This window comes from Actinoallomurus purpureus (assembly GCF_024055795.1).
Taxonomy (GTDB): Bacteria; Actinomycetota; Actinomycetes; order Streptosporangiales; family Streptosporangiaceae; genus Actinoallomurus; species Actinoallomurus purpureus.
Genome location: NZ_JAMXMY010000003.1, coordinates 356,755 through 375,001 on the forward strand (window position 1 = coordinate 356,755; position 18,247 = coordinate 375,001).

An 18,247-nucleotide genomic window follows, 5' to 3' on the forward strand; every position below is an offset into this window, starting at 1 on the left:
AGGGGTGCTTGTCATAGCACGGCCACGATGAGGCGGCTCAAGGTAATGCGCGTTATGGTCCGGCGAAAGGGGACAAAAATGGGCAGGGTGCCGAGCCCGGCGCTGATCACTCTCGGGCGTCAGATCCGGCGATACCGCGATGCCGCCGGGCTCCGTCAGCGGGAGCTGGCCGAGCTTCTCGGCTACAGCGAGCCGTGGCTGAGCGCCCTGGAGACGGGACGGCTGCTGCCGAAGGCCGACCAGGTCGCGGTCATCGAGGGCGCGCTGCACATCCCAGCGGGCGTCCTCATGGAGGTCTGCAAGCAACTCGACATCGACCCCACGCCCCAGTGGTTCCGAGAGTGGCGAGACGTGGAGACCACCGCGGACGTCCTGCGCTGGGTCGAGCTCTCGAACATCCCAGGGCTACTCCAGACCGAGGACTACGCGGCTGTCCTACTCGGAAAAGATCAGGCGGCAGTGGCCGCGCGGATGGAACGCCAGCAGATTCTGACCAGAGAGTCTCCACGACCACCGACGCTGCACTTCGTCATGGACGAAGCGGTCCTTTATCGAGGTGTAGGAGGGGCCAAGATCATGCACGACCAGGTAAAGCAACTTGTCGACTCCATAGGGCCGCGGCTCACGGTCCAGGTTGTACGCTCGGAGACGAACCCGCAATCAGCAGGAGCGTTCATCCTTGCGACTGCGGACGGACGCGACGTGGCATACCTGGAGACGGCCGTGCGTGGACTAGTCACCACCACCGGAGAAGATGTTTCGATTCTCTCGCGCGCCTGGGAGTCTGTCCGGTCGTACGCCATGTCACAGCACGAGTCGATCGAGTTCATTCGTAGAACGGCGGAGGAACGATGGGTCTGATCACTGATTGGCGGAAGTCCGAGCGCAGCGCACAGAACGGCGGCGCCTGCGTCGAGGTCGCCGTTGTGGAGAAGGCGGCCAAGTAACTCAAGGCAAAGCTCGCCGGAGCCCAAGCCAGCGGAGGAGTGATGGGCTTGATCACTGATTGGCGGAAGTCCGAGCGCAGCGGACAGAACGGCGGCGCCTGCGTCGAGGTGGCGGTTTCCTCTGGGAGGACGGCGGAGGAGCTATGGGTCTGATCACTGACTGGCGGAAGTCCGAGCGCAGTGCGGAGAACGGCGGCGCATGTGTCGAGGTTGCCATCGCGGAGAAGGCGGCCGGGTAGTCGGCTTTCGTCACTGGTGGTGGAAGAGGGCCGGGTGGTGGGGGTCGGCGGTGCAGAGGAAGAATCCTCCGTGGCCGCCGCCCCGAGTGGGGGGACACCCGCCGGGGGTGCCGGTCACCACCGACGCCGCGCACACCCGCGCCGGAACCGCCCGCTATCGCCCTGGCCTCGTGTGATAAATGCCCATGTAATGGGCGCCGACGGCACGTCACCGCCTCAGCCGCCTTCCACTGAGACGATAATTTTCTTGTCTGAGTAGACGCCGTGGAAACACACGGGTCCCCCCGAGAACGGCGGCGCCTGCGTCGAGGTTGCCGCCGGGGAGAAGGCGGGCGGTCGTAGAATCCCGGCAGCTCGCCCTCCAGGTCCGGAACCGGCGGCTCTTCCAGGATGTCGGTGACGTCCGATGCCCGTCGCCAGACCGCGCGGCAGGGGGCGTGCTCGGGCAGCAGTGGTAGCCGACGCACCAGAGGATCTGCAGCAGGTCGGCGCCGCGCGGAAACGTGATCTCCGGGAAGTCGGCGGCGGTCAGCTGGGCCACCGCGACCATCGGGATCTCCTCGTACTGGTCACAGTCCGGCGCCTCGCAGTGCGGCCACGGCTCGGCGGCCGGCCACAGGAGAGGGCCGCCGACGTGGCTCTCATGCGGGCCGAGACTGCCGGGGCGAGGGTGCAGCCGCACCGTCGCACGGGTATGGGCGCCCATGCCGGGAATGGCCCGTGCGAGGTCCACCGGGGGAGCCGGGGTCGTACGCGTCACCGGCCCATTCTGTCCTGCCGGTACGGCTTGCTCGGTGAAGGCCGGAGCCGGATGGTGATCTCAGACGGTTTGTCCTGGTTTCTGGCCGTGCTTACCGAGCGTTCGGCGCGCACATGAGGCGGCCCACGGCCCGGCGCGGCGGGCGTCAGCCGACGGTGTGCAGCATGGCACGGAGGATGCGCGTCAGCGTGGTGACGTCCTCGGCTGGGAGGCCGGAGATGAGGCGCTTCATGGTGGCCGCGTGGTCGGTGAGCGTGGCGTCGATGATCCGCCGGCCTTCGTCGGTCAGTGTGACGCGGAAGCTGCGGCGGTCGGCGGGGTCGAGGGTGCGCTCAACCAGCCCGGCGGCCTCCAGGCGGTCCAGCCGGCTGGTCATACCCGCGCGCGACATCATCAGGGTCGCTGACAGCTCTGAAGGGATCAGGGTGTACGGCGGGCCGGAACGGCGGAGTGCGGCGAGCACGTCGAACTCCCCGCGCCCCAGACCGTGACGTGCGAGTACCTCGTCCACCTGCGTCTCCACGGCCCGGGTGAGCATCGCAAGGCGGCCGAGGACGCCCATGGCCGAAAGATCCAGATCGGGGCGTTCTCGCCGCCACTGGTCGAGGATCGCGTCGATCGCATCCCGGGGCTCCCTGTCCGCCTCTCCCGCCATGCCACCGATCCTATTCGACACAAGATAGTTAGTAATCGTACTATCAAGCAGCGAACTACTGGGAGGGCGGCACATGACAGCGATCGATTCCGGCGACGGCCGGCCGGTGCTGGTGCGGGCGGGAGAGGCCGAGATCCTCGGCGACCCACCGAACACGATGGAACTACTGGCGGACGCCGAGACGACGGGGGACTGGTCAGCGCCATCCGCAGCAAGATAGGAAGGGCGCCGACGGGCCGCCGCCGCACTACCACCACGAGGCGGCCGAGATCTTCTACATCATCGACGGCGGCCTGCGCGTCCTGACCGGCGACCAGGTCGTCACCGTCGGCACGGGCGACTTCCTGCTCGTGCCGCCCCGAACCCCGCACGCCTTCAGCACTCCAGCGCACACCGGCGTGGACATGCTGATCTTCAAACCGGGAGCCGAGCGATTCGGCTACTTCCGGCTCGGGGACCGGGTCCGCCGAGGAGAGGCCGGCCCGCAGGAGATCCTCGACGCCCAGGACCTCTACGACAACCACTTCCCCGACAGCCCGGTCTGGCGTCGTTTTCCGGGGCGGCGAGGCGGAGGGCCGCCTCCTCACCCTGCCACCCCACGACGACGCGGCCCCGGCCCGTGAAGGAGACACCCGGTGGACATGACGACTCATCGGCGTCGGAGAGGTGGCCGCCGCGGCAGGGCTGCTTGCCCGGGGCGGTCGCAGGCTGTTTCTCGGTGGACTATCCCTACGCGGACAACGCCGAAGCCGCCGCCTGGATCGAACGGGCGCCGATCAGCGAACTGGACCGCCGCAAGATCGCTCACGGCAACGCCCGAGCCCTGTTCGGACGGGGCTGACGCCTCACCACCGGCCAATCAGGCACCACATCCGGGATCGCGGCGCAGTCCAGTGCGGGCAGGGCGGCGGGCGACCTCCGCGTTTACTCACCAAGCGACCGAAGCTTGAGAGCCGGTCAATGGAAGGGAGATCAGCGCTCGTCCAGGACGGTCACACGACGGTGAGGTCCGGCAGGGTGTGGGCGCCTACGTAGTCGCGGAACAGCAGGATCCGGCCGTCGTGAATCCGGAAGACCTGGATACAGGGGACCTCGAAGGGCTCCCCCGTCGTAGTGACGCGCCCGACGGTCGTGAGCTCGACGATCACGACCTCGGGGTCCGACGTCCGGTGGACCTGCCGGGTGCGCAGGTCCATGATCTCGAACGGCATGTCGCGGGTACGCGCCGAGAACTCCCGGATCGCCTCTCGGCCCTCCAGACGGGCGGGAAGCCCTTTGGCCGCGAACGGCATCTCGATCAAACCGTCCGCCGCGAACAGGTCCGCGAACGCGTCCATGTCGCGTGCGAGCAGCACGCGCCGCCGCCGTTCCAGGACCTCCAGCGGACCCTCTGTCGATCTCTGCTCGTCCACGCGAGCCTCCGTTCAACGCTCGTTCAATGACTCGTTCAACGACTGTAGAACGGAGCCCGCTCTCAGTCAACGTCCGTAGAATGATCCGCGTGAGCGATCCCTCGGCGCAGCCGTCCCGGGCCGAGCAGCGGCGCAACACCGAGGCCCGGATCCTGGCGCAGGCCCGCAGGCTGTTCGCCGAATCCGGCTACGACCGGACCACCATCCGGGCGGTCGCGGCGGCCGCCGACGTGGATCCCGGCCTGGTCATGCACTACTTCGGCAGCAAGGAACAACTGTTCACCCGGGCGACCGAGGCCGGGAACCCGCCGCTGCCCGGCGGCACCGCCGACCAGGTCGCCGAGCAACTCCTCGACCGTCTCCGCGGATCACTGACCGACGAACCCGTCGAGTCCCTGGCGGTCCTGCGGTCGATGCTCACCCATCCCGAGGCGGCCCACGAGGTCCGGGCCGCGTCCCGCGTCTACAAGGACCGGATCAGTGAGGCCATCCCCGATGACCAAGCCGACCTGCGTGCCGCCATGGTCAGCGCCGTGCTCATCGGCGTCGCCCTCGGCCGGCACATGATCAAGCTCGACCACCTCGCCGACGCCGACCCGGAACAGATCGTCGAGATCCTCCGCCCGGCCATCCGCTCACTGACGAAGGCCGACGACTGATCTGTCGCGGCGGTCACGTCATGAGGCTGCCATCGCGCCGTGATCGCGACCTGCTACTTCGACGACGTCAAACCCCTGTGGGCGCGCGCCTATCGTGACCTGGACCGCCATCGGCTCGCCGACCGGCTCGACGCGGCGGACATGACGACTCATCGGCGTCGGAGAGGTGGCCGCCGCGGCAGGGCTACTTGCTTCCTGCCGCGGCGGCCGAATGACCGGTGAGACCTTTTATGGACGTACGTAGGTCCGGGTCATGATCTCCATGTTGTGGCCGTCCGGATCGGTGAAGTACGCGCCATGGCCGCCGAAGAGATCGTTGGTTCGGCCGGGTTCGGTGTGGTGGGGATCGGCGTAGTACGTGACCCCGGCCGCCTCAAGGCGGGCGATCATGCCGTCGAACCGCTCGTCGGGTACGAGGAACGCGTAGTGCTGCGACTGGATCGGTTCGTCGCGCTTCTCGTAGAAGTCGAGCGTCACGCCGTTGCCGAGGTCGACGGGCAGGAACGGCCCGAACGGCGCGCCGACCCGCAGGTCGAGGATCTCGGCGAGGAACTCCGCCGACACCCGCCTGTCCCTGGCGTAGACGGCGGTGTGATCGAGCTGAACGGTGGCGACGTGGGTCTCGGGAGCGTGCTGCTGGTCATGTGTCATCGGTGATGCCTCTCTCCGGTCCTGCGGTGTGCCTGGGTGAGCGGCGCGGTGGCGCCGAGAGTCAAGACGGGGAGAGGAGAGAGGCGGGGCTCGTGCCCGCCCCGCGGTCACGCGGCAGCCGGGCGCCTCACTCGTGTGTGGCCCATGGCCGACCCGGCAGTCACACGCTCGACCCTAGTCGCCGGCATGGGCAGGGACAAACGCTGTCGGGCGGCTCCGGTCGGTACGGCCGTGCTTGATCATTCGTGCGGGTCGTTCGGTTACAGTCGGGGCGGGATGCGGCGGAGACCTTCGGCCGAGGAGGGGGACGTGACGACGATCGCCCGGCGTGGCTCTTACGGGGTGGACGCTCCGTACGTCCTGTTCGGCCTGGCGTGCGGCGCGGTGGGCTTCGTGTTCGCCGGCATCGGCACGGCGATGGGCCCCGGTCCTCTGTTCGCCGCGGTGTTCTACCTCCTCGCCGCCGTGATGGCCGTCAGTTTCGTGCTGTACCTGAACGCGACCCGGCGCGGGAAGTTCCAGACCTGGGCGGAGATCCTCGACGAGCTCGGGCTGCGCGGCGACGAGCGGCTGCTCGATCTCGGCTGCGGGCGGGGCGCGGTGCTGCTCATGGCGGCGGAGCGCCTCACGACGGGCCGTGCGGTCGGCGTCGACCTGTGGCGCACCGTCGACCAGTCGGGAAACGCCATCGACGTCACCGAGCGCAACAGTGTGGCGGAGGGCGTTGGCGACCGGGTCGAGCTGCGGACCGGGGACATGACGGCGCTGCCGTTCGGCGACACGGAGTTCGACGTGATCGTCTCGAACCTGGCCATTCACAACATCAAGTCCGCCGAGGGACGCGCGCGGGCCATCGATGAGGCGGTGCGGGTGCTCAAGCCGGGCGGCCGGCTGGTCATCGCGGACATCGTCGCCACCGCCGGGTACCAGCGCCGGCTCACGGAGCTCGGCGTGGCCGACGTACGCGTCCGGTCCCTCGGTCCGCGCATGTGGTGGGGCGGACCGTGGATGGGCACCCGGCTGGTCAGCGCCACGAAACCGGCCGAACCCGGATCCTGACCGACCTCCTTGCCCCCGTGCGCTGCCACACGTCCAAGGTCGCGGTGATCATTGTTGAGTCGGCGCGTCGTCCTCGGTGCGGCCGTCCAGGTGTTCGATCAAGCGGACCTCGTTGTGGAGAAGCCGATCCCGGTGTTCGGAGGTGAGAGATGCCAGCGCATCGGTGAGCGCCGTGGTCCGCGGCACGTGGACCATCGCCCCGGTGTAGACGCGGCAGCCGGAGCACCAGGAGAGCCCGATGCAGCGTTCGTAGTGCGGCGATCCGGCCGGGTAGTGACGGTACTGATACGAGCGCACAGCCATGCGACAGGCGGCGCAGACCCAGCGATCGCCCTCCCGGACGAAGTTCGACAGGTCGACCTTGCGCCAGCGCCGCGCCCCGGGCGTTCCTCTTCAATTAGCCATACGGGCATTGTGCTACAAGTGTCCGCCCGTTGAGCGCTCCTCCGGTGGCGGTCCCGTCATCGCCGGGACCGCCACCGGTAGGGCTCAGCGGTCTGGTCAGCGACCAGCTGAGGACCACACCAGCTTGCCGTCCCTGCGCACGCCTGGACAGTGTCACACGGCCCCCTAACAAGAAGAGGGTCCCGCGCTGAACGCGCGGACGATCAAGACGCAGGAGATGCCATGACGACGTCCAGCGGTAACTCGACCGAGAAGAAGGAAGAGTCGTCCAAGCAGGAGTCCGGCTCGCCTTCGGGTGCCCGCGGCTCCAAGTGACCTGACCGAAGTCGGGTGGCCATATAGGTGTCCCGGCGGGGCGACGGCTGTACGCCGCCTCCTCCGCCGGGACACTTTTTTGCTACAGGCCTGCCAATAGGCCGCAGAATTGCAAGCGCACGTCGCGTCGCGGCGTCGAGTCGTCAGTGGGAGTGGAAGAGGACCGGGTGTTCGGGGTCGGCGGAGCAGACGAAGAATCCTCCGTGGCCGCCCCGGGCGAGCTCCATGCCGGTCGGGTGTTCCGCCCGCTCGTACTCCGGTGTCCCGAAAACGAGGTGACGCTCCTCGAGCGGCTGCCATCGGCCGCCGGCGGCCTCGTAGCTGTCGGCCTGGAGCAGCAGGACGGTGGGCGCGGCACAGGTGACGCACTCCAGCCGCGCCATGTCGCTCACCGACCAGTCCATGCTGCCGCCGACCTTGAATCCGGGAGCGGTGGCCACCTCGTCGTACAGGCCCTTGCCCTCGTCCCAGGCCCACAGCCGGTCCCGCAGGTCGGCGGGAAGCTCCTGGTGCCAGGGGTACTCGGTGACCCGCTCCGGGTGCAGTACGCACGGACGCGGAATCGCGCCGTCGTAGAACCCGGGCAACTCGCCCTCCAGGTCGGGAACGGGCGGCGCTTCCAGGACGTCCGTCACCTCCGCCGCTCGTCGCCAGACCACCCGGCACGGGGCGTGCTGCGGGCAGCAGTGGTAGCCGACGCACCAGAGAATCTGCACCAGGTCGGTCCCGCGCGGAAAGGCGATCTCCGGGAAGTCGGCGGCGGTCAGCTGGCCCACCGCGACCATCGGGATCCCCTCGTACTGGTCACAGTCAGACGCCTCACACTGCGGCCACGGCTCGGACGCCGGCCACAGCAGAGGACCGCCGACATGGCTCTCATGGCGGCCGGGACTGCCAGGGCGAGGATGCAGCCGCACCGTCGTACGGACATGGGCGCCCATGCCGGGAACGGCCCGCGCGAGGTCCACCGGGGGAGGCGGCGTCGTGAACGTCACCGGCCCATTCTGGCCTGCCGGGCCGACGTCGCATCACAGGCATCGGACTTTGTTGCACATCTCGGTCACTCCCGGACAGTACTGGTCGCCCCCTCACAAAGAGGATGGCCCGCGCTGACGTGCGGTTGACGAAGGAGACGGGAATGAGCAAGGAGAGCAGCGACAGGAACGGTCGCGACGGGGGCGGCGGTACCTCCCGTACGGTCACCACCACCGGCAACCACAGGCCGTTCAACTCGCCCAACAAGTCGGGCGGCTCGGACAACAAGTCGGGCGGCTCGGACAACAAGTCGGGCGGCTCGGGCAGCTGAGGGAACTCGAACCCGTGCCTGATCCCTGATCGGAGCAGGTGAACATAAGACGTCCTGGCGAGGCGGCGGCTCAAGCCGCTGCTTCGCCAGGACGTTCTTCGTTGTCAGGTGTTTGAAACCACCGGCGGATCTCTCCGCAACCTGCGCCTTCGCGCCGAAACCTTCTAGGGGCGTACGTAGGGCCGGGTCATGATCTCTATGTTGTGGCCGGGTCGTCGAATTGCTCGGTGAAGGACCGAGCCGGGCGGCGGTCCGCGGTGTTTGGTAGCGGTTTCCGGCTGCGGTCACCGAGCTTTCGGCGCGGACCTGGGCCGGGTCGTGGGCTTGGCACGATGGCCTCACGTGACGGACGCCGTTGGTACGGTGCGCGCCATGGCCGATCACGCGTTCCCGCTGCTGGACCGCATCCGGGAAGATCACGAACTCGCCGCGCTCATGGCCTGGTTCGAGTTCGACCTGAGGGGAGCGGATCACGTCGAGTTCGTGGAGCTCGCCTCGGGCGCCAGGCTCGACCCGGTCGCGGGCTGCGGCGCCGGCGGCACCTACTTCCTCTGTGGGGACGGCACCGGTGAGGACCGGCCCGTCCTGTATGCCGACTCCGAAGGAAGCGCCGCCCTCTTCGCCGACGACCTGCGCGGCGCGCTGACGATCCTCGTCGGCCTGCCCGCGTGGCAGAACTGCCACTTCTCCCGGCCTGGAGGCATTGAGGCGACGATCGCCGAAGCCGAGGAGTTCCATCAGGAACGCCTGGAAGACGATCCGGACTACGGCGACGACAGCGCGACGGTCGCCGAGGCGCTCGGCCTCGACCTCGCGCCGCGCCCTGAACTCATCCGGCGGCTGCACGCCGCCTGGTCGCGGACCCTGCCGGACTACGTTCTCCTCAACGAGGAGAACGGCTCCTACCACGTGTTGTTCTGATCGGTCATGATGCCGACATGGTTGCTCCAGAGGGCTTCGACTACACGGTCCGCGCGGATGGCTCGGTGTTCATCGAGCACCGGGGCCGCCCCGCGACGACTGTGCGCGGCGACCGGGCGGCGGCGTTCCTGAACGAGGTCGAGTTGGACGACCCGCAGGAGGTCATGGCGCGTTGGACGGGTAACTATCGGCGCGGCAACGAGCGCACCGCGAAGAACCACCCGCGTAACGCCCACCGCTGAACGCGGCGCACGGCGGTGGAGGTGCGCCGGGTGCGGTCCACACGCCGGTCGCTGAGCTGTTCGCGCCGCTGGTGTCCGTTCCGGCCGATGGTCGCATCGGACCGACTCGCTGAGTCGCGGTCCCCTTTGGTGGCGGTTCCGGCGGCGGTCCCGCCGGGGGGACCGCCGCCGGTAGGGCTCAGCGGGACAGGATGTGGTCGCGGGCCTCGGCGTACCGCTCCCGGATCGCCGGGACCGCGTCGGCCTCGTACGTCTCCAGGCCCTTGCGCTCCCAGCGCGGCGGCTCGGCCGCTCCGGACAGCGCCCACGCGGCCTGGGCGGCCGCGCCCTCGGCGACGTACTCGCCGGTGGGCGGGACCAGCACGGGCCGGCCGAAGATCGTCGGCGCGATGCGGCGTACGGCCTCCGAGCGCGCGGCGCCGCCGATGAGCAGCACCCGCTCGGCCCGTACGCCTTGGGCGAGGAGCGCGTCGAGGCCGTCGGCCAGGCCGCACAGCATGCCCTCGATCGCCGCCCGCGCGAGGTGCGCCGGCGTGGATGTGGACAGGCGCAGGCCGTGCACCGATCCGGTGGCGTCCGGCCGGTTCGGCGTGCGCTCGCCCTCCAGGTACGGCACGAGCACCAGGCCGTCCGCGCCGGGCGGCGCGGACAGCGCCAGCCGGGAGACCTCCTGGTGGTCGACGCCGAGCAGGGTCGCGGCGGCGTCGAGCACTCGGGCTGCGTTGAGCGTGCAGGCCAGCGGCAGGTACCGGCCGGTCGCGTCGGCGAACCCGGCGACGTCCCCGGCCGGGTCGGCGGACGCGCGCTCGGCGGCGGTGAACACCGTCCCGGACGTGCCGAGGGACACGACGACGTCACCGGGCCGGATGCCCAGGCCGAGCGCCGCGCCCATGTTGTCGCCGGTCCCGGCCGACACGAGCGCGCCGGACGGCGTACGGCCGGCGGCCTCGGCCGGGGCCAGGACGCGCGGCAGCGCGGGGACCCGCCCGAACGCCATCTCCAGCAGGTCGGTGCGGTACTCCCCGGTGGCGGGGGACCAGTAGCCGGTGCCGGAGGCGTCGCCCCGGTCGGTGACGAACTCGCCGGTCAGCCGCCAGGTGAGGTAGTCGTGCGGCAGGCACACCGACGCCGTACGGGCGGCGGCGTCCGGTTCGTGCCGGGCCAGCCACCGCAGCTTGGTCACCGTGAACGACGCGACCGGCACGCTGCCGACCGCGGCCGCCCACTTTCCGGGCCCCCCGAGCTCCTCGACGAGGTCGCGGGCCGCGTCGGCGGAGCGGGTGTCGTTCCACAGCAGCGCAGGACGGACCACCTCACCCGCCTCCGACAGGCACACCATGCCGTGCTGCTGCGCCGCGACGCCGATCGCGGCGACGTCGTCCAGGCCGCCCGCCGCCTCGACGGCGTGGCCGAGCGCGTCCCACCAGGCGGCCGGGTCGGCCTCGGTGCCGCCGGCGTGCGGGGCCTGGCCGGCGCGCACGACCACGCCGGTGGCGGCGTCGGCCACGACCACCTTGCACGACTGGGTCGACGAGTCGACCCCCGCCACCAGCGTGCTCATCGTCGCCTCCGGATCGGCGCCGTCATGCGACCGTTCATCGGGCGCCGAGGATGTGCTCGACGGCCAGCTGGTCGAGGCGCTCGTAGTGGTACGCGCGCTGCCCGGCGGCCTCGACGTCGAAGTCGTCCTCGGCCAGGTGCTCGTACGTCTCGCCGGGCCCGAGGGTCGGCACCGCCAGCTGGTCGGTGCGCGAGGCGGCGAGGGCCTCCTGCACCTCCGGGTCGGCGCGGAACGCCCGCGCCCGCTCCTTCAGGATGAGGTACGTCCGCATGTTCGCGGCGGCCGAGGCCCAGACGCCGGAGATGTCCTCGGTGCGGCTCGGCTTGTAGTCGAAGTGGCGCGGCCCCTCGTACCCGCCGTTCTCCAGCAGGTCGACGAGGAAGAACGCGCTCTTCAGGTCGCCGTGGCCGAAGACGAGGTCCTGGTCGTACTTCGGGCCGTGCTGGCCGTTCAGGTCGATGTGGAAGAGCTTGCCGTGCCACAGTGCCTGGGCGATGCCGTGCACGAAGTTCATCCCGGCCATCTGCTCGTGCCCGACCTCGGGGTTGAGGCCGACCATGTCGGCGTGCTCGAGCGAGCCGATGAACGCCAGCGCGTGGCCGATCGTGGGCAGGAGGATGTCGCCGCGCGGCTCGTTCGGCTTCGGCTCCAGCGCGAAGCGGATGCCGTAGCCCTTGTCGGTGACGTATTCGGCGAGCAGGTCGATGGCCTCGCGGAACCGGTCGAGCGCGACGCGCACGTCCTTGGCGCCGTCGGACTCGGCGCCCTCACGTCCGCCCCAGAAGACGTACGTCTCGGCGCCCAGCTCGGAGGCCAGGTCGAGATTGCGCATGACCTTGCGGATGGCGTAGCGGCGGATGTCGCGGTCGTTGGAGGTGAACGCGCCGTCCTTGAACACCGGGTGGGTGAACAGATTCGTGGTCGCCATCGGCACCTTGAGGCCGGTCTCGTCGAGGGCCTTGCGGAACGCCGCGATCGCCTTGTCCCGGTCCGGCTCGACCGCGAGGAGGTCGTCGTCGTGGAACGTCACCCCGTAGGCGCCGAGCTCCGCGAGCCGGTGCACCGACTCCACCGGGTCCAGCGGGGGCCGGGTGGCGTCGCCGAACGGGTCGCGCGCCTGCCAGCCGACGGTCCACAGCCCGAAGGTGAACTTGTCCCCAGGGGTGGGTTCGAACATGTCGTCTCCTCAATTCGTTCAGGCTCTGGACTAATTAAAACCCGCAGGTGCCAAGTGTCAACAGGGAGGACGTCTAATGATTAGTCTGTGAGCATGCGGAATGAGATCACGCCCGTCAGGCACGGCACCATGCGCGCCCGAAACCTGGCCGTGGTGCTGGGTGAGATCTCCCGCCGGCAGCCGGTGAGCCGTGCCCGCCTCGCCGACGTCACCGGCTTCACCAAGACCACCGTATCCAGTCTCGTCGCCGCGCTGAAGGACGCCGGCCTGGTCCGGGAGGACGGGCCCGTACGGGACGGCGAACGCGGCCGCCCCGCCACGGCCGTGTCGGTCAACGGCGACCGCGTCGCGGGCCTCGGCCTGGAGGTCAACGTCGACTACCTGGCCGCCTGCGTGCTCGACCTGGGGCGGCGGATCCGGCACCGGCACATCGTCGCCGCCGACAACCGGGCCCGAGACCCCGAGCGCGTCATCGGCGCGCTGACGGACCTGGCCGAGCGGGCGATCGCCGCGGCGGGGGAGCAGGACCTGACGGTCGCCGGCGCGGTCGTCGCGCTGCCGGGCACCCTCGACCGGGCCGGCGGCCGCGTGCGGACCGCCCCCAACCTGGGCTGGCGCGACGTCGCGGCCGGGGACCTGCTGACCGCCGGCCTGCCGCCGCTCGCGCTGCCCGCCGACCAGGACAACGAGGCGAACCTCGCCGCCCTCGGCGAGCTGTGGTTCGGCGACGGCCCGGAGCTCGGCTCGTACGTCCACGTCTCCGGGGAGATCGGCGTCGGCGCGGGCATCGTCGTCGACGGCCGGGTCTTCCGCGGCGCGCACGGCTTCGCCGGCGAGCTCGGCCACGTCGTCGTCGACCCGGCCGGGCCGCCCTGCGCGTGCGGCGGCCGCGGCTGCCTGGAACAGGTCGCCGGCCAGGAGGCGATCCTGCGGGCGGCGGGCCTCCCCGACGTCACCGCGACCTCCACCGCCGGCCCCGACGGCCCCCTGTCCGCCCTCGTCACCCTCCTGAACGACGGCGACGAGCGCGCGCTGTCGGCGGTACGCCGCGCAGGGGACGCGCTGGGACGGGCGCTCGGTGCCGCCGTCAACCTCCTCGACCCGGACACCATCGTGCTCGGCGGCATCTTCTCCGCCCTCGCCCCGTGGGCGTGCCCCGCCGTCGAGGCGGCGCTCGCGGGCGGCACCGGCGTCGTCCGGAGCGCGCCGCCCCGCCTGGCCGTCTCCCGCCTGGGCGGCGACGCCGCCGCCCTGGGCGCCGCCGCGCTCGTCGTCGAACGCGTCATGAACGACCCCGCCCGCCTCCTCACCGAGGGATCGCCGAGGCCGCACGAACGGTGACGAAGGCGAACATGTCAGAGCCGCGGAAAACGACGGCATGGCGGCTTGTTTCCATTTTGTGATCATGCGTCGGACAACCTGATGTCGGAGGGGTTCGTCCTCTCTTCCGCGTGAAGATCACGCGAACCATTCATTCGACCCTTAGGTGATTAGTTTGCGACGTATCACCCTCGGCATCCTCAGCGCTTCGGCGGTGATGTGCACGCTCGCGGCCGTGCCGCCCGCGGCGCTCGCCGAAACGAACGCGTCGGGCGTGTCCCATGCGCGGCTCGACCCGGCGCCGCTGCAATTCGATCATTTCACCGTCTCGTACGACCCGTGGGGGAACGTGACGGCCGACGGGGCTCTGCGCAGCGATTCCGCAATCTCCAGCGCGCTGCCGCTCACGATCGAGTACTCGTCCGATGGGCAGACGGGTTGGACCGTCAAGAAGACCGTCACGACGGACACGGGCGCCAACGCGTTCCACAGCACCTTCTTCAACAACTGGTCCGGTTACTACCGAGCGCGCTTCGCCGGTGACGCGACGTACCAGGCGGCGACCAGCCCGGTGCGCAAGGCCTGGCGCTGGCGCACCGAGATCCACTCCTTCAAGGTCTCGCCGAAGAAGGTGCGCAAGAACCACTACGTGACGGCCAGCGGCCGCCTGGTCCGCTGGTTCACCAACACCAAGCACGGCGCGTACTCCGGCCGGAAGGTGGAGATCATCTTCCGGTTCAAGGGGAAGAAGACGTGGTACCACCTCGCGTGGGCCAAGACGAACAGCAAGGGCAACTTCACCAAGAAGGTCAAGGCGTACGGCAAGGGCTACTATGCCGCGGTCTTCCGGGGCGGCAAGGGCACCTTCGCCACCGGATCGTCGAACACGCCGTACGTGAAGACCTACGGCATCGGTGGCGGGTCCATCGCGGCGCAGGCGGCTCCCGGCCCGGTCGTGAACTGGACGCCCTCGCTTCCCGGGCCGTTCGTGACGGGCGGCTCGATCGCCGCCCGCCGGGACTGACCGGCGGCTGATCGACGAACCGGCCGGACGCCGACGGTCACCACGGTGGATCCGTCGGCGTCCGGCCGATGTGCTTTCGTAATCCGCGTATGTTCGACGAAATGCCGATTATGGGTGTCATTTATGTAGGATTAAGCGGTGACCGCCCCGCGACCTACGCTGACTCGACGGCACGCCCTGGGCGAGACGAGCGCGCGTTCCCTGTTGCTGACCATACTCGGCGAGTTCGTACTGCGTCATCAAGAACCGGTATGGACCTCCACACTCGTCGAGGTCCTCGACGAACTCGGCGTCGAGGAGAAATCCGCCCGGCAGGCGCTGGCCCGTACGGCCGCCGACGGCTGGCTCACCTCCGAGCGCGTCGGGCGTAGCGTCCGCTGGTCCCTCACCCCTCCCGGACGGCAGCTGCTCACCGAGGGCGCGGAGCGCATCTACACCTTCGGGACCGCCACCGAGCCGTGGGACGGAGTCTGGCTCATCGTCTACGTCTCGGTCCCCGAGTCCAAGCGCCGGCTCCGCCACAAGCTCCGTACGAAGCTGAGCTGGGCCGGCTTCGGATCCCCCGGCCCGGGGATGTGGATCGCGCCGTCGTCGGCGCGTGAGGCCGAGGCGCGCTCGGTCATCGAGGGCCTGGGGCTGGAGTCCAACGCCATGTCGTTCACCGCGCGGTTCGCCGGCGTCGGCAGCGAGAAGGCGATGGTCGAGCGGGCGTGGGATCTGGACGGGGTGGCCGCCCAGTACGAGGCGTTCATGAACGCGTTCGGCGCCCCGCGTCCCGCCTCGCCGGCGTCGATCATGCTGGCGCAGACGCGGCTCGTCCACGAGTGGCGGCGGTTCCCGTTCCTGGATCCGCAGTTGCCAGCGGCCCTGCTGCCCTCCGGCTGGATCGGCGCCCGCGCCCGCGAGTTGTTCGACGCCCAACACGGCGAGTGGGACGCGATCGCCCAGCGGCGCTGGTGCGAGCTCGCCAGCGGCTGAACCGGCCGGGATTGACCGGCCATCTCACTGCGGTTGACTGCCGATTTTCCGCGTTCTCCCAGGTAACTAGGCATTCCCTTCAAGATCACCTGCGGGCTATGGTGATCATGAAAACCCTACCTACCGAGGGAGAGGATCCCGATGGTGGCAGTAAAGAGCAGTGTCAAGCAGGTCCGGTACGTCATGGGCGCCATGACCGCCGTGTTCTTCCAGTCCTGCAGCGTTTCCTGACGCAGCGGCGTGCGGAGGGCCGTCCCTCCGCACGCCACCCCCTGACGATCGAAGGAGATCAGGTGCTCGAGGCCGGGATTCGCCAGGTCCGGGTGGCGCTGGCCATGGTCCTGGGGCGGCCCATCAATCCACGGCTGGTCGAGCGGCTCATCGAGGACGCGCTCGCGACGATCGAGGAGTTCGGCTCGCCGGGAGACGACGTCGAGCAGTTGATCGACGGTCCGTTCGCCGACCCCGCCGAACGCCGGGACCTGCAGACCCGAGCACTGCAGCGGACCGCGCGCCGGTTGGCGCGGCGATCGGTCTTCTACCGGGAGCGGTTCGAGGCGGCGGGCGTCGAGCCGGGCGCGCTGACCCCGGACTCGCTGCGGAATGTTCCAGTCACCCGCAAGGCGGATCTGGTGGCCAGGCCGCACGACTTCATCTGCGGCGAACCCCAGATCGTCACCCAGACCACCGGAACGACCGGAGCGCCCGCCCGGGTCTGGCTGTCTCGCTACGAGATCGAGCTGTGGCCCGCGCTGATCGCTCTCTCGCTGGTGCTGCGCGGCGAGGCCCGGCCCGGCGACTGCATGCAGATCAACATCAGCTCTCGGGCGACGGCCGCGGTGCAGGAGGACATTGAGGTCTTCCGGCTGCTCGGCGCGGCGACCCGGGTGGTCGGTCAGGTGCCGCCGGACGAGTCCCTGGATCACCTGCTGGACACCGGCGGGGTCACGCCCACGCTGCTGAGCGCCTACCCCAGTTACGTCGCCCAGATGGTGTCCGCGGCGCGCCGCCGCGGTCTCGGCCCGGCCGACTTCCGGCTGCGCGGGGTGTTCCTCGGCGGGGAGGTCCTGTCGCCCTCGCTCGCCCAGGCGGTGCGCGAGACGTTCGGCGTGGACCAGGTCGGCGACGCCTACGGCATGACCGAGTTGCTTCCGGTCGGCGGCCGGATCTGCCGCCAGCGTCACCTGCACATGGACCCGAACATGGGGTACGCCGAGGTCGTCGACCTCGAGACCGGGGAACCCGCCGAACCCGGCCGGCTCGGCACGCTGACCGTCACCCCGTATTTCCCCTACCGCGAGTGCATGCCGGTCTTCCGCTACGACACCCGCGACGTCGTACGGGCGCTCCCCGAACGCCTCGACTGCGAGCTGGCCGGTGTTCCCGCCGTGTCACAGGTCCTCGGCAAGGCCGGCCGGCTGCTCGACACGGCGGCGGGCCTGGTAGCGCCCCGCGACATCGTCGAGGCCCTCGATGAGCTGCCCGGCACGGAGTGGCCGGTGCGGCACCGCGCCCAGGTCACGGACGGGAAGCTGCACGTCACGGTCGTCTCGGAGCACGCGTCGCCGGTGGATGTCACCGAGCGGCTGGGCGCCCGGGGGATCGACGCCGTCGCCGAGGTCGTACGCCTCGGGCCCGACGAGGCCCGCGCGCTGTGCCCGCTGCGCTGCGACCTGGAGGAGAAGACGTTCGTAGGGGGCGCGGCATGAGTGCCGGGCAGACGCTGTTCCTGGCGTGCGTCGACTCCGCGTACGCGCTGGCGGTGCCATTGGCCGCGGTGCTGTACTTCCGCAAGGTCCGCATCCCTCGTCCGCCTGTCGGTACGTTCAACAGCCGAGACATCGTGGTGATGATGGGCTTCGTCCTCGCGATCCCGTTTCTCTATCTCGCCCTCCCGGGGGCGGCGCTTCCGGTCGTGCTGGGTCTCGTCTTCGCGGGCGGGCTGACGGTCGGCTACCAGCCGGTCGTCGCGCGAGGCCTCCTCCGATGGAGCGCGATCCTGACCCTCCTGGCGGCCGATGTCACGACCCGGCTGCTGCTCGGCTGGGATTCACCCGTCTACTGGCTGGCCAACAGCTGCGTCGTCGGGCTCATGGTCATCTCCGCGACGAACCTGAACGTCCAGGGCGGCATGCGGCTGCGCAACGTCGCGTGGTTCGTCCTGCTCCTCGGCGTGTACGACCTGACGTTCGCCACGGTGCTGCCGCTCAGCCAGGAACTCGCGGACGCCGTCCAGGGCTATCCGTTCGCGCCCTCGGCCGGTCTCCGCGTCGGCGGCCTGGGCGCCGTGATCGGCATGGGCGACCTCCTCGCCTACTCGCTGTACACGACGGCGGCGTACAAGGCGTACGGCAGGGCCGGCCTGCGTACGGCACTGCCGCTGGTCGTCGTCTTCGGCGCGCTCGTACCGGCGGTGGCCCCGCCCGTCGTCGACTGGCTCACCGGGCACACCCCCTCGCTCATTCCCGCCCAGGTGTGCTTCGCGCCGGCGGCGTTCATCGGCTTCCTGGTGCTGCGGCGGCGCGGCCCGGAGCGCCGGATGCGGGACTACCTCGCCCGGGCGGACGCCCGGCCCGCGCCCGGCCTCGTGGCCGCGGTGGAGCCCGCCGCCTGATC

24 protein-coding genes and 1 pseudogene are annotated in these 18,247 nt (G+C 70.0%); 17 read left to right on the forward strand and 8 right to left on the reverse strand.

Annotated features, from left to right (window positions below; translation table 11 throughout):
* Positions 1-27: 27 nt before the first annotated feature.
* From NE236_RS09415 to NE236_RS45010, 4 genes are read left to right on the forward strand one after another with little or no spacing between them, the layout of a single operon-like run.
* Positions 28-861, forward strand: a complete 834-nt coding sequence (locus tag NE236_RS09415; RefSeq protein ID WP_252841477.1) for a helix-turn-helix domain-containing protein — start codon at positions 28-30, stop codon at positions 859-861.
* The gene (locus tag NE236_RS09420) at positions 852-947 is read left to right on the forward strand and encodes a DUF397 domain-containing protein (RefSeq protein ID WP_252841478.1); all 96 of its coding nucleotides are present in this window, start codon (positions 852-854) and stop codon (positions 945-947) included. The genes NE236_RS09415 and NE236_RS09420 overlap by 10 nt, the downstream gene beginning before the upstream one ends.
* 42 nt (positions 948-989) lie before the next feature.
* Positions 990-1,100, forward strand: a complete 111-nt coding sequence (locus NE236_RS45005; RefSeq protein ID WP_372494289.1) for a DUF397 domain-containing protein — start codon at positions 990-992, stop codon at positions 1,098-1,100.
* A complete protein-coding gene (locus tag NE236_RS45010; protein WP_372494290.1) occupies positions 1,091-1,186 on the forward strand; it encodes a DUF397 domain-containing protein in 96 nt (31 codons plus the stop codon). The genes NE236_RS45005 and NE236_RS45010 overlap by 10 nt, the downstream gene beginning before the upstream one ends.
* 208 nt (positions 1,187-1,394) lie before the next feature.
* Here NE236_RS45010 and NE236_RS09425 read toward each other — a convergent pair whose 3' ends face one another.
* Complete coding sequence (locus NE236_RS09425) at positions 1,395-1,946, reverse strand: YwqG family protein (RefSeq protein ID WP_252841479.1); 552 nt, start codon at positions 1,944-1,946, stop codon at positions 1,395-1,397.
* 145 nt (positions 1,947-2,091) lie between these two features.
* Positions 2,092-2,601: a MarR family winged helix-turn-helix transcriptional regulator gene (locus NE236_RS09430; protein ID WP_252841480.1), complete on the reverse strand. Its 510-nt coding sequence runs from the start codon at positions 2,599-2,601 to the stop codon at positions 2,092-2,094.
* 73 nt (positions 2,602-2,674) lie between these two features.
* Here NE236_RS09430 and NE236_RS09435 point away from each other — a divergent pair, with 73 nt between their 5' ends.
* The 3 genes and pseudogenes from NE236_RS09435 to NE236_RS43390 all read left to right on the forward strand — a co-directional run bounded on the left by NE236_RS09435 (position 2,675) and on the right by NE236_RS43390 (position 3,442).
* On the forward strand, positions 2,675-2,821 hold the full coding sequence (locus NE236_RS09435) for a hypothetical protein (RefSeq protein WP_252841481.1): 147 nt from the start codon (positions 2,675-2,677) through the stop codon (positions 2,819-2,821).
* Between the two features lie 13 nt (positions 2,822-2,834).
* A pseudogene (locus NE236_RS09440) lies at positions 2,835-3,224 on the forward strand (cupin domain-containing protein); the annotation flags it as partial.
* A 95-nt stretch (positions 3,225-3,319) separates the two neighbouring features.
* Positions 3,320-3,442 carry a hypothetical protein gene (locus NE236_RS43390; RefSeq protein ID WP_289850111.1) on the forward strand — a complete coding sequence of 41 codons (123 nt, stop codon included), beginning with the start codon at positions 3,320-3,322 and terminating at the stop codon, positions 3,440-3,442.
* A 151-nt stretch (positions 3,443-3,593) separates the two neighbouring features.
* Here NE236_RS43390 and NE236_RS09445 read toward each other — a convergent pair whose 3' ends face one another.
* Complete coding sequence (locus NE236_RS09445; RefSeq protein WP_252841482.1) at positions 3,594-4,013, reverse strand: nuclear transport factor 2 family protein; 420 nt, start codon at positions 4,011-4,013, stop codon at positions 3,594-3,596.
* An 89-nt stretch (positions 4,014-4,102) separates the two neighbouring features.
* On the opposite strand from NE236_RS09445, the gene NE236_RS09450 reads away from it, so the two are divergent.
* Positions 4,103-4,672 (forward strand): TetR/AcrR family transcriptional regulator, encoded by a 570-nt coding sequence (locus tag NE236_RS09450; RefSeq protein ID WP_252841483.1) that lies wholly within the window; start codon positions 4,103-4,105, stop codon positions 4,670-4,672.
* Positions 4,673-4,900: 228 nt separating this feature from the next.
* Here the strand turns inward: NE236_RS09450 and NE236_RS09455 are convergent, their stop codons facing one another.
* Positions 4,901-5,323, reverse strand: coding sequence for a VOC family protein (locus tag NE236_RS09455; RefSeq protein ID WP_252841484.1), 423 nt, complete (start codon positions 5,321-5,323; stop codon positions 4,901-4,903).
* Positions 5,324-5,632: 309 nt separating this feature from the next.
* On the opposite strand from NE236_RS09455, the gene NE236_RS09460 reads away from it, so the two are divergent.
* The gene (locus tag NE236_RS09460) at positions 5,633-6,382 is read left to right on the forward strand and encodes a class I SAM-dependent methyltransferase (RefSeq protein WP_252841485.1); all 750 of its coding nucleotides are present in this window, start codon (positions 5,633-5,635) and stop codon (positions 6,380-6,382) included.
* Positions 6,383-6,430: 48 nt separating this feature from the next.
* Here the strand turns inward: NE236_RS09460 and NE236_RS09465 are convergent, their stop codons facing one another.
* Positions 6,431-6,685 carry a hypothetical protein gene (locus NE236_RS09465; protein WP_252841486.1) on the reverse strand — a complete coding sequence of 85 codons (255 nt, stop codon included), beginning with the start codon at positions 6,683-6,685 and terminating at the stop codon, positions 6,431-6,433.
* 560 nt (positions 6,686-7,245) lie between these two features.
* A complete protein-coding gene (locus tag NE236_RS09470) occupies positions 7,246-8,097 on the reverse strand; it encodes a YwqG family protein (RefSeq protein WP_252841487.1) in 852 nt (283 codons plus the stop codon).
* Between the two features lie 143 nt (positions 8,098-8,240).
* Here NE236_RS09470 and NE236_RS09475 point away from each other — a divergent pair, with 143 nt between their 5' ends.
* The 3 genes from NE236_RS09475 (at position 8,241) to NE236_RS09485 (ending at position 9,571) form a co-directional block, all read left to right on the forward strand.
* Entirely contained in the window at positions 8,241-8,408 is a 168-nt protein-coding gene (locus NE236_RS09475; RefSeq protein ID WP_252841488.1) for a hypothetical protein, read from the forward strand.
* 342 nt (positions 8,409-8,750) lie between these two features.
* Positions 8,751-9,329: a hypothetical protein gene (locus NE236_RS09480; protein ID WP_252841489.1), complete on the forward strand. Its 579-nt coding sequence runs from the start codon at positions 8,751-8,753 to the stop codon at positions 9,327-9,329.
* A 17-nt stretch (positions 9,330-9,346) separates the two neighbouring features.
* On the forward strand, positions 9,347-9,571 hold the full coding sequence (locus tag NE236_RS09485) for a hypothetical protein (RefSeq protein WP_252841490.1): 225 nt from the start codon (positions 9,347-9,349) through the stop codon (positions 9,569-9,571).
* A gap of 178 nt (positions 9,572-9,749) precedes the next feature.
* Here NE236_RS09485 and xylB read toward each other — a convergent pair whose 3' ends face one another.
* Together xylB and xylA are read right to left on the reverse strand one after the other, a co-directional pair.
* Positions 9,750-11,132 (reverse strand): xylulokinase, encoded by a 1,383-nt coding sequence (xylB, locus tag NE236_RS09490; RefSeq protein ID WP_252841491.1) that lies wholly within the window; start codon positions 11,130-11,132, stop codon positions 9,750-9,752.
* 34 nt (positions 11,133-11,166) lie between these two features.
* A complete protein-coding gene (xylA, locus tag NE236_RS09495) occupies positions 11,167-12,309 on the reverse strand; it encodes a xylose isomerase (RefSeq protein WP_252841492.1) in 1,143 nt (380 codons plus the stop codon).
* Between the two features lie 93 nt (positions 12,310-12,402).
* On the opposite strand from xylA, the gene NE236_RS09500 reads away from it, so the two are divergent.
* From NE236_RS09500 to NE236_RS09520, 5 genes are all read left to right on the forward strand, one after another.
* Entirely contained in the window at positions 12,403-13,650 is a 1,248-nt protein-coding gene (locus NE236_RS09500; RefSeq protein ID WP_252841493.1) for an ROK family transcriptional regulator, read from the forward strand.
* 154 nt (positions 13,651-13,804) lie between these two features.
* Entirely contained in the window at positions 13,805-14,653 is an 849-nt protein-coding gene (locus tag NE236_RS09505) for a hypothetical protein (RefSeq protein WP_252841494.1), read from the forward strand.
* A gap of 138 nt (positions 14,654-14,791) precedes the next feature.
* Positions 14,792-15,631 carry a PaaX family transcriptional regulator gene (locus NE236_RS09510; protein WP_252841495.1) on the forward strand — a complete coding sequence of 280 codons (840 nt, stop codon included), beginning with the start codon at positions 14,792-14,794 and terminating at the stop codon, positions 15,629-15,631.
* Between the two features lie 293 nt (positions 15,632-15,924).
* Positions 15,925-17,340 carry a phenylacetate--CoA ligase family protein gene (locus tag NE236_RS09515; RefSeq protein WP_252841496.1) on the forward strand — a complete coding sequence of 472 codons (1,416 nt, stop codon included), beginning with the start codon at positions 15,925-15,927 and terminating at the stop codon, positions 17,338-17,340.
* Positions 17,337-18,245 (forward strand): hypothetical protein, encoded by a 909-nt coding sequence (locus tag NE236_RS09520; protein ID WP_252841497.1) that lies wholly within the window; start codon positions 17,337-17,339, stop codon positions 18,243-18,245. The genes NE236_RS09515 and NE236_RS09520 overlap by 4 nt, the downstream gene beginning before the upstream one ends.
* Positions 18,246-18,247 lie beyond the last annotated feature (2 nt).